This is a genomic window from Rugamonas sp. (assembly GCF_025354735.1).
Classification (GTDB): Bacteria; Pseudomonadota; Gammaproteobacteria; order Burkholderiales; family Burkholderiaceae_D; genus Rugamonas.
In genome coordinates this window covers 1-9,934 of the sequence record NZ_JANXMI010000188.1, presented here as the reverse complement: position 1 = coordinate 9,934, position 9,934 = coordinate 1, and the positions used below count along the sequence as shown (strand labels likewise).

Here is a 9,934-nt window from a genome sequence, read left to right as displayed (position 1 = left end):
GCCGGCAGCGCCAGCACCAGGCTGCGGAGGCCCGGGCGGTCGGAGATGTGGGCGACCTGGGCCAGGCCTTGGACGATGCCGGTGAACATGGGGCTGGAACGGGCTGCGGGTTGTTGGCGGGTGGCTGCGGCCGAGCTTAGCAGCCCGCGCCCGGTGCACACTTGGCCGCCGACGCCACCCAAGAGCCTGCCGATGCGCGCATTCAGCACCCCGAAGAAGACCTTCCCGCACCGACCCCGGGCGCCGGTCGGCCCATGAGCGGCCGGGCCGACGACGAGGCCAGCGCGCGGCGCATCGCCGCCGATTTCACCTGGGCCCAAGCCGACGCCGCCTTCATCGCCGACCCCTACCCGGTCTACGCCGCGCTGCGCCGCTTTGACCCGGTCCATGCGCTGGCGCCGGGCCAATGGCTGCTGACCCGTCATGACGATGTCGCCGCGCTCTACCGCGAGGGCGCTGCCAGCGCGGACAAGCGGCGCGAGTTCGGCCCGCGCATGGGCGCCGGCTCCTTGATCCTGGAGCACCACACCAGCAGCCTGGTGTTCAACGACCCGCCGCTGCACACCCGCGTCCGGCGGCTGATCCTCGGCGCGCTCAACCAGCGCGCGGTGGCGCGGATGACGCCGGGGCTGGAGGCCCTGGTCGAGACATTGCTCGACGCCCTGGCGGACCGCCCGGCGCCCGACCTGATCGACGATTTCGCGGCGCAGATCCCGGTCGAGGTGATCGGCAACCTGCTGGATGTGCCGCACAGCCAGCGCGCGCCGTTGCGCGGCTGGTCGCTGGCGATCCTGTCGGCGCTGGAGCCGGCGCCCTCGCCCGCCATGCTGGCCGCGGCCAACGCAGCGGTCCACGACTTCATGGCCTTGCTGCGCGAGCTGGTGGCCTGGCGCCGCCGCCATCCCGGCGACCCTGAGGCCGATGTCCTGACCCGGTTGATTCAAGGTCAAACCGACGGCCAGGCGCTGAGCGAGGCCGAGCTGCTGCACAACTGCATCTTCTTGCTCAACGCCGGCCACGAGACCACTGCCAACCTGCTGGGCAACGGCGTGCATGCGCTGCTCAGCCACCCCCCGCAGTGGCAGCGCCTGGTCGCCGAGCCAGGCCTGGCGGCCAGCGCGGTCGAGGAGCTGCTGCGCTTCGAGAGCCCCTTGCAGCTCAACAACCGGGTGCTGACCGCGCCTGTGCAGGTGCGCGGGCAGCCGCTGCCTGCGGGCGACTTCGTCACCCTGTGCATAGGCGCAGCCAACCGCGACCCCGAGGTGTTCGAGCAGCCCGAGCAACTCGACATCGGCCGCAAGCCGAATCCGCATCTGGCGTTCGGCCATGGCGGCCATGCCTGCGCCGGCCTGAACGTCGCCCGGGTCGAGGGCCGGATCGCCCTGGCCGGCCTGGCGCGGCGCTACCCCGCCCTGGCGCTGGCCGGCGAGCCCGAGCGCGACCTGCGGCTGCGCTTTCGCGGCTTCAGGCACGTGCCGCTGCGCCTGGGCTGAGCGCCCCGGCCAGCGCCTGAGGCGGCAAGTTCTTACCAACTGACCTCGCGCTCCGGCGTGGCGCCGATCTTGTGGATCGACAGGTCCGCGCCCTCGTGCTCTTCTTCGGCCGACAGGCGCAGGCCCATCACCGCCTTGAGCAGGCCGTAGACCACAAAGCCGCCGGCCAGCGCCCAGACCACGCCCAGCGCCGTGCCCGCCACTTGCGCCGCCAGGCTGACCCCGCCCAGGCCGCCCAGCGCCTTGAGCCCGAAGATGCCGCAGGCGACGCCACCCCAGGCGCCGCACAGGCCGTGCAGCGGCCAGACGCCCAGCACGTCGTCGATCTTCCACTTGTTCTGCGTCAGGGTGAACAGCTTGACGAAGATCGCCCCGGCGATGCCGCCGGTCAGCAGCGCACCGATCGGGTGCATCACGTCGGAGCCGGCGCACACCGCCACCAGGCCGGCCAGCGGGCCGTTGTAGACGAAGCCCGGATCGTTTTTACCCATCAGCAGCGCCACCAGGGTGCCGCCGACCATGGCCATCAGGGAGTTGACGGCGACCAGGCCGTTCATCTTTTCCAGCGTTTGCGCGCTCATGACGTTGAAGCCGAACCAGCCCACGGTGAGTATCCAGGCGCCCAGCGCGAGGAAGGGGATGTTCGACGGCGGGTGCGCGGCGATGGCGCCGTCCTTGCTGTAGCGGCCGCGCCGCGCGCCCAGCAGCAGCACCGCCGGCAGGGCCACCCAGCCGCCCACGGCGTGGACCACGATGGAGCCGGCGAAGTCGTGGAACTCTGCGCCGAACATGGCGTGCAACCAGTCCTGCACGCCGAAGCGGTGGTTCCAGGCGATGCCCTCGAAAAAGGGGTAGACCAGGCCGACCAGCACGGCGGTGGCCGCCAGTTGCGGGTAGAACTTGGCGCGCTCGGCGATGCCGCCGGAGATGATGGCCGGGATGGCCGCCGCGAAGGTCAGCAGGAAGAAGAACTTGACCAGTTCGTAGCCGTTTTTGGCGCTGAGCACTTCGGCGCTGGAAAAGAAGTTGGCGCCATAGGCGATGCTGTAGCCGACGAAGAAGTAGGCGATGGTCGAGACGGCGAAGTCGACGAGGATTTTGACGAGGGCGTTGACCTGGTTTTTCTTGCGCACCGTGCCCAGTTCGAGGAAGGCGAAACCGGCGTGCATGGCCAGGATCATGATACCGCCCAGTAAGATGAAGAGGGCGTCGGCGCCATTTTTGAGTGCATCCATGCGAACTAGTCTCCCGATAATTGTGCAGCATTAAATTAATGCTACAAACTAAAGCAAGATCCGTTCCATTTTGGTGCGGATTTTTAGTCGCTTGTTTCTTAACGGGAAAATTTTTTGACAACAATTCCGTCGCGCTAGAAATGCACCGTTATTGTGCGTATTTTCGCCCCGATTTGGGGCGTGGCGGCGGCGTCGCAACAGCGCCGTCGCCCGGCGCAGGGCGGCGACGCTCGCGCTAGGGCTATGCCTCGGCGCGGAAGTTGCGCAGGAAGTCGAGCAGCACGCGCGCGGCGATGTCGGCGTCGTCGGCCGTCATCGTCTCCAGCGGGTTGTGGCTGATGCCGCCGTTGCCGCAGCGCGTGAACAGCATCGCCACGTCGGTGATGGAGGCCATCGCCATGGCGTCGTGGCCGGCGCCGGACGGCAGCTCGTGGCGCGGCAGGCCGGCCCGCTCCACGGCCGCGCCGAGTTGCCGCATCAACCAGGGCGCGCAGGGCGCGGCGGCGGCCGAGACGATTTGCCGCACCTCGGCCTCGATGCGGCGCCGCGCGCAGATGGCGGCGATGCCGTCGAGGATGTCGGCGACGGCCGCCAGGCGCACGGCGTCGTCGGCGGCGCGGATGTCGAGCGAGAGCCGGCAGGCGCCGGGGATGACGTTGACCGAGCCGTCCGGCACCTGCAACTGGCCGACCGTGCCGACCAGCGCCGCGCCGTCGGCGCAGCGGCGTTCGACCAGCAGGACGATTTCGGCGGCGGCGGCGGCGGCGTCGCGGCGCATCGTCATCGGCGTGGTGCCGGCGTGGCTGGCCAGGCCGCGCAGTTCGACCAGATAGCGCGAGCTGCCGTTGATGGCGGTGACCACGCCCAGCGCCAGGTCGCGCTCCAGCAGCACGGGTCCCTGTTCGATGTGCACTTCGACGTAGCCGAGCAGGTCGGCCGGGTCGCGCCCGATGGCGGGAATGGCGGCGACGTCGTGGCCGGCCGCGGCGATGGCCTCGCGCATGCTCACGCCGTCGGCGTCGCGCTGTTCCAGCAGCGCCGGGTCGAAGCGGCCGGTGACGGCGTTACTGCCCAGGAAGGTACTCTTGAAGCGCACGCCTTCCTCCTCGGCGAAGGCGACGATTTCGAAGTGGAAGGGTAGTTCTTCGCCGCGCTGGTGCAGGTGGCGCACGACGGCGATGGGCAGCAGAATGCCGAGGCGGCCGTCGTACTTGCCGCCGTTGCGCACGGTGTCGTAGTGCGATCCGGTCATCAGGGTCTTGGCGCCGGGGGCGTTCGACAGATAGCGCCCGGCGACGTTGCCGACCGCGTCGATCCGCACGCTCATGCCGGCCGCGCGCATCCACTCGGCCAGTTGCTGGGCCGTGGCGCGGTGCGCCGGCGTCAGGTAGGCGCAGGTCAGGCCGTCCTCGCTGTCGCTCCAGCCGGCCAGCGTTTCGGCCCATTGCATGATGGCGGGGCCGAAGTCGAGCGCGAAGCCGAACAGGGCGTTCAGGCGCAGTTCGGCGATGCGTTTTATCTGCCGCAGGCATTCGCCGATTTCCTCGTCGCGCTGATTGCGCAGGCGGCGCGTGAAGGTGGCGATGATGTGCCGGCGCGTCAGGCCGGCGCCGTCCGGGCCTTTGACGGCGAGGATGAAGGGGAAGCCGAACTTGGCGTTGTAGTCGGCGTTGAGGCTCTGCAGGGCGGCGAATTCCTCGGCGCTGCAGCGGTCCAGGCCGGACCTGGCCTGTTCCTGGCTCGATTCGGGCGTCAGTTCGCCGGCGATGGCGGCCTTGCCGGCCAGCTCGGGATGGGCGCGGATCAGCTCCAGCTGCCGTTCCAGGGTGGCCGCGTTGACGGCCGCCTGCAGCGCCAGTTTCAGCGCCGTGGCGCTGGCGAAGGGACGCGCGGCGCAGGCGCGCTGCGGTATCCACGGCGAGTGTTCGTAGATGCCGCGCAGGCTTTCGATGAAGGCCTCCGGGGCGCAGTGGTTCAGTTCTGAGAGTGTCGTCATGGCTTCTTTATCCGATCGGGCGAACGTCGATCATAGCGTCTCGCGCCGCCCGCGATATACGCCTGCGCTGATGAGGCATCTCTGCCGCATCGTATATGCGCAGGCGCGCGGCCGGGCGCTCAGTGGCGGCAGCCCGGCGCCGGCGGCGGCCGCCGCGGCAGCGCGCGCAGCGCCTGCACGTGGCGCGCGACGGCGGCGGCGCGCAGCGGGCCGCCGTGGCCGATGTAAAAGGTGTGCGCGCCGCCGTCCAGCAGGTGCTGCAATTCGGCGGCCACCGCGTGCGGGTCGTCTTCAAACGGCGGACGCATCGCCCTGCCGGTCCTGACGATGCCGCCCAAGAGTATCCCGGACGCCAGCAAGTCGCCGGCCATCACCTCCATGCCGGCCAGTTGCACCGAGATCGAACCGGCCGTGTGGCCCGGCGTGTGCCTGACGGCGCCGGCCGCGCCGAAGCGCTGCAGATCGAGGTTGGCGCCGTCGGCCAGCAGGATGTCGGGTTGGAACGGCGTGTAGGGTTGCCGCATCAGGCCGGTTTTCAGGAACAGCCGGCCAAACCAGCCGGTCGAGCAGAACGTCATGGTTTTTCTTTGCTGGTAGTAGTCGATGTCGCCGGCGTGGCCGACGATGGGCGCGCCCGACAACTCGCGCAGGCGCGCGGCGCTGCCGGCGTGGTCGACATGGGCGTGGGTGACGACGATCAATCGAATGTCGCTGAACCGCATGCCGTGCCGGCGCAGGGCGCGGCCGATTTTCGCCTCCGATCCGGGCAGGCCGGTGTCGACCAGGATGCAGCCTTGCGGCCCGGCGATGAGGTGGCAGTTGACCATGCCGAACGGCAGGATGGCGATGCGGATGATGTGCGGCAGGGGCATAATGGCGCTCTCGGTAGGCTGGCCGGCATGGGGGGCATGGCGGCGGAGCGCGTATTCTGGAATGCCGGCGGAATTTAAACAAGTAGGCACAATTTAGTAACGTAGTCACTAAAAAGTAGAGTCATGAAACAGAACTGGCACACGGACAATCCGCTCGCCTGCCCGATGGTGGCGGCGTTCAACGCGATCGGCGGGAAGTGGAAGCCGATCATTTTGCATATGCTGAGCGAGGGCACGATGCGCTTCGGCGAGATGAAAAAGAATATCCCGCCGGTGAGCCAGAAGATGCTGACGCAGCAGTTGCGCGAGCTCGAGGCCGACGGCGTGGTGCTGCGCAAGGTCTATGCCGAGGTGCCGCCGCGGGTCGAGTATTCGCTCACGCCGCGCGGCCGCGCGCTGCAGCCGGTGCTACGCGATTTGTACGCCTGGGGCGAGACGCTGGCGCCGTGACCGCGCGCTTACTTGATGACCAGCGCCTTGGCCGCCGCGCTGACCTGGTCGCGCAGCCATTTGTGCTCGGGCGCCTGGTGCACGCGCTGGTGCCATAGCTGGTAGAAGCGCATGGGCGGAAACTTCAGCGGCACGGTGAAGCTTTTCAGCTCCAGGGTCTTTTCATAGAAGCGCATGAACTGGCGCCCGGTGGTCAGGACCAGGTCGGTCTGCGTCAGCATGTAGGGGATCAGGCCGAAGTAGGCCGATTCGACCACCACGTTGCGGCGCAGGTTCTGCTTTTCCAGGAAGGCGTCGATGACGCCGTGGTAGCCGGCCATCATCTGCGAGGGCGCCACGTGCGGCAGGCTGAGGTAGTCTTCCAGCGACATGGCGTCGCTGGCGGTGCGCTTCGCGTAGGGGCTGGCGGCGCGCATGGTGCAGATGATCGGGTCCTCGAACAGCTTGGAGATGTGCAGGTGGGCGGGCGGTTCGTCCCAGTTGGCGATGACCAGGTCGAGGTCGCCGTCCGAGAGCAGGCGCACGTGGTCGATGCCGGCGCCCAGGCTGTGGATGACGACGCGGCTCTTCGGCGAACCGTGCCGCAGCATGGCGACGACGTTGGGCAGGAACTGGCTGTCGAGGTAGTCCGGCGCGGCGATGTGGAAGGTGCGCGCCTCCTCCTGCGCGACGAAGGGGGTCTTCTTGATGAACAGGCTTTCGGTCTGGTCGAGGATGCGCTTGGCCGGGTTGAGCAGGCTTTCGCCGTGCTGGGTCGGCACCATGCCGCGCGCGCCGCGCACCAGCAGCGGGTCGCCGGTCAGCTCGCGCAGCTTGCGCAGCGAGGCCGAGATCGAGGGCTGCGGCTGGTTCAGCTTGAGCGCCACCCGCGAGACGTTCTTTTCCACCAGCAGCAGGTAGAGGATGCGGATCAGGTGCAGGTCGAGGTGTTGCGGCAGGCTGGACATCGTGGATCGCTTCCGTGTTGTATATTGATTCGAGTATGTTAAATATACGACAGATTTCATATTGAATGCGGCATTTCGGTTTATCTTCTGTAGCTTAGCCCAGCCTCGACCGAAGGAGCTCCATGGAAGTATTCGCCTACCTGATCCCGTATGCCCTCGAGTGGCTGAATCTGATCGTGCGCTGGTTGCACATGATCACCGGCATCGCCTGGATCGGGGCTTCCTTCTACTTCGTCTGGCTGGACAATTCCATCCGTCCGCCGGCGCCCGGCTCGGCGCTGGCGAAGCAGGGCGTGTCGGGCGAGTTGTGGGCGGTGCACGGCGGCGGCTTCTACAATCCGCAGAAATACCTGGTGGCGCCGGCCGAGCTGCCCAAGGAGTTGCACTGGTTCAAATGGGAGGCGTATTCGACCTGGTTGTCCGGCTTCGCGCTGCTGACCATCGCGTATTACTTCAACGCCCAGGCGATGATGATCGACACCTCCGTGGCCGACATCGGCAGCTGGCAGGCGATCGGCATCGGCGTCGGCACGCTGCTGCTGGGTTGGACCGTCTACGACCTGCTGTGCCGCTCGGCGCTGGCCAAACACGAGCTGCTGTTCGGCGCCGTCGTCTTCGCGCTGGTGGTCGCCGCCGCCTACATGCTGACCCATTACCTGAGCGGGCGGGCCGCCTACATCCACGTCGGCGCGATGATCGGCACCATCATGGTCGCCAACGTGCTGATGCTGATCATTCCCGGCCAGCGCAAGATGGTCGAGGCCATGGCGGCCGGCAAGCTGCCCGACCCGCGCCACGGCCAGCGCGCCAAGCAGCGCAGCGTGCACAATAATTACTTCACCCTGCCGGTGCTGTTCATCATGATCAGCAACCACTACGCGATGACCTATCGCAACGACCGCGCCTGGCTGGTGCTGGCCTGCATCATGGCCGCCGGCGTGTTCATCCGCCACTTCTTCAATCTGCGCCATAAAGGCCGCGTCGAGTGGCGCTATCCGCTGCTGGGCGTGGCCCTGTTGCTGGGCGTCGCCGCGGCGATCGCCCCGGCGGCGCCGGCGGCGCGCGCGGCGGTGGCCGATCCCGCGGCGCAGTTCGCCGGCGTGCAGGCCATCATAGTCCAGCGCTGCGTGAGTTGCCACGCGGCCCGGCCGAGCCAGCCCGGCTTCGCCACGGCGCCGGCCGGCGTCATGCTCGACAGTGCCGCCCTGATACGCCAGAATGCGGAAAAAATCTACAAGCAGGCGGTCCAGCTGAAGGCCATGCCGATCGCCAACCTGACGCGGATCACCGACGCCGAACGGGCCCAGTTGGGCGCCTGGTTCGAGGCCGGCGCCAAGTAAATGCAGCGGCGTTCGCCCGCGCTTTCAATGAACACCATAGCCATCACCGACGGGAAAAAAATGAGCAACACACGCGCGCAACTGACTGACTGGATCGACGCCCATTTCGAGGAGGAGGTCGCCTTCCTGCAAGAGGTGATACGGGTGCCGACCGACACGCCGCCGGGCAACAACGCGCCGCACGCCGAGGCCGTCGCCGGCCTGCTCGAAGGCTTCGGCTGGCGCGCCGAGCGGCACGCGGTGCCGCAGCAGGCCGTGCGCGACTACGGCATGGAAAGCATCACCAACCTGATCGTGCGCCGGCCCTATGCGGCGGGCGGCCCGACCGTCGCGCTGAACGCCCACGGCGACGTGGTGCCGCCGGGCGAGGGCTGGACCCGTCCGCCCTACGGCGGCGTGATCGAGGACGGCTACATCTACGGGCGCGCGGCGGCCGTCTCGAAATGCGATTTCGCCACCTACATCTTCGCCGCGCGCGCGCTGGAGGCGCTGGGCGTGCCGCTGAAGGGGAATCTGGAGCTGCACTTCACCTACGACGAGGAATTCGGCGGCCTGCTGGGGCCGGGCTGGTTGCTCGAGCAAAAGCTGACCAAGCCGGACTACGTCATCGCCGCCGGTTTCAGCTACAACATCGTGACCGCCCACAACGCCTGCCTGCAACTGGAGATTACCGTGCACGGCAAGGCCGGCCATGGCTCGATGCCGGAAACGGGGCATGACGCGCTGCAGGCGGCGAACAAGATCCTCACCGCCATCTACGCCCAGTTGCCCGAGCTGAAGAAGATCAAGTCGGGCGTGCCCGGCATCGACAGCCCGACCATGCTGGTGGGGCGCATCGACGGCGGCACCAACACCAACGTGGTGCCGGGCAAGGTGGTGATGAAGATGGACCGGCGCATGATCCCGGAAGAGAATCCGGTCGAGGTCGAGGCCAGGGTGCGCGCGCTGATCGAGGACGCCGTGCGCGGCGAACCGGGCATCCGCGTCGAGATCAAGCGCCTGCTGCTGTCGCGGGCGCTGCGGCCGCTGCCCGGTTCGGAGCGCCTCGTTGCCAGTTTGCAACACAACGCCGAGGCCATCCTCGGCGAACTGATCCCCGCCCAGGGCACGCCCCTGTACGCCGACGCCCGCCTGTACGGCGAGCACGGCATTCCGGCCGTGCTGTACGGCGCCGGCCCGCGCACGGTGCCCGAGTCGAACGCCAAGAAGGCCGACGAGCGCCTGGCGCTGGAGGACTTGCGCAAGGCCACCAAGGTGGTCGCGCTGACGCTGCTGGACTTCCTCGCCGCCTGAGCCGGGCCGGCGGGGCCGGGGCGCCCGCCCCGGCAAAACCGGCGCGTCCGCGGGCCCCCCGGCGGCGGCTTTTGGAGTAGTATGGACTTGCCTCATTTTGTTGATGCACGGCAAGTCATCCCGGCTTGGCGCGATCCGGCCAGTTCCATAGGACATGCCATGAAGTTTTCTGCTTGCGCGGGCCGCACGGTTGGCGCGCGGTTCGCCCTGGCGCTGGCCGGCTGTTGTATTTTCGCCGCGGCGGGCGCGCAGACCGCGCCGTCCGCCGCGGCCGCGCTGGCCGGCGCGCGCGCGCAAGTGGCCCTGGC

The 9,934-nt window shown here is 68.2% G+C and carries 8 protein-coding genes and 1 pseudogene; 4 read left to right on the top strand and 5 right to left on the bottom strand.

The features are described from left to right. Positions 1-209 (bottom strand): annotated as a pseudogene (locus Q0S71_RS15045) (hypothetical protein); the annotation flags it as partial. A 45-nt stretch (positions 210-254) separates the two neighbouring features. On the opposite strand from Q0S71_RS15045, the gene Q0S71_RS15040 reads away from it, so the two are divergent. Further along, positions 255-1,493: a cytochrome P450 gene (locus Q0S71_RS15040; RefSeq protein WP_295997208.1), complete on the top strand. Its 1,239-nt coding sequence runs from the start codon at positions 255-257 to the stop codon at positions 1,491-1,493. 32 nt (positions 1,494-1,525) lie between these two features. On the opposite strand, the gene Q0S71_RS15035 is transcribed toward Q0S71_RS15040, so the two are convergent. The 3 genes from Q0S71_RS15035 to Q0S71_RS15025 all read right to left on the bottom strand — a co-directional run bounded on the left by Q0S71_RS15035 (position 1,526) and on the right by Q0S71_RS15025 (position 5,596). Further along, on the bottom strand, positions 1,526-2,728 hold the full coding sequence (locus Q0S71_RS15035) for an ammonium transporter (RefSeq protein WP_295997206.1): 1,203 nt from the start codon (positions 2,726-2,728) through the stop codon (positions 1,526-1,528). Positions 2,729-2,969: 241 nt separating this feature from the next. Then, positions 2,970-4,724 (bottom strand): allantoate amidohydrolase, encoded by a 1,755-nt coding sequence (locus Q0S71_RS15030; RefSeq protein ID WP_295997203.1) that lies wholly within the window; start codon positions 4,722-4,724, stop codon positions 2,970-2,972. A gap of 119 nt (positions 4,725-4,843) precedes the next feature. Further along, positions 4,844-5,596 carry an MBL fold metallo-hydrolase gene (locus Q0S71_RS15025; protein WP_295997199.1) on the bottom strand — a complete coding sequence of 251 codons (753 nt, stop codon included), beginning with the start codon at positions 5,594-5,596 and terminating at the stop codon, positions 4,844-4,846. A 123-nt stretch (positions 5,597-5,719) separates the two neighbouring features. Here Q0S71_RS15025 and Q0S71_RS15020 point away from each other — a divergent pair, with 123 nt between their 5' ends. Beyond that, positions 5,720-6,046 (top strand): helix-turn-helix domain-containing protein, encoded by a 327-nt coding sequence (locus Q0S71_RS15020; protein WP_295997196.1) that lies wholly within the window; start codon positions 5,720-5,722, stop codon positions 6,044-6,046. 8 nt (positions 6,047-6,054) lie between these two features. Here Q0S71_RS15020 and Q0S71_RS15015 read toward each other — a convergent pair whose 3' ends face one another. Further along, positions 6,055-6,993, bottom strand: coding sequence for a LysR family transcriptional regulator (locus tag Q0S71_RS15015; RefSeq protein WP_295997194.1), 939 nt, complete (start codon positions 6,991-6,993; stop codon positions 6,055-6,057). 122 nt (positions 6,994-7,115) lie between these two features. On the opposite strand from Q0S71_RS15015, the gene Q0S71_RS15010 reads away from it, so the two are divergent. Next, positions 7,116-8,333, top strand: a complete 1,218-nt coding sequence (locus tag Q0S71_RS15010) for a urate hydroxylase PuuD (protein ID WP_295997193.1) — start codon at positions 7,116-7,118, stop codon at positions 8,331-8,333. A 60-nt stretch (positions 8,334-8,393) separates the two neighbouring features. Then, positions 8,394-9,626, top strand: a complete 1,233-nt coding sequence (locus Q0S71_RS15005) for a M20/M25/M40 family metallo-hydrolase (RefSeq protein ID WP_295997190.1) — start codon at positions 8,394-8,396, stop codon at positions 9,624-9,626. Positions 9,627-9,934: the final 308 nt, after the last annotated feature.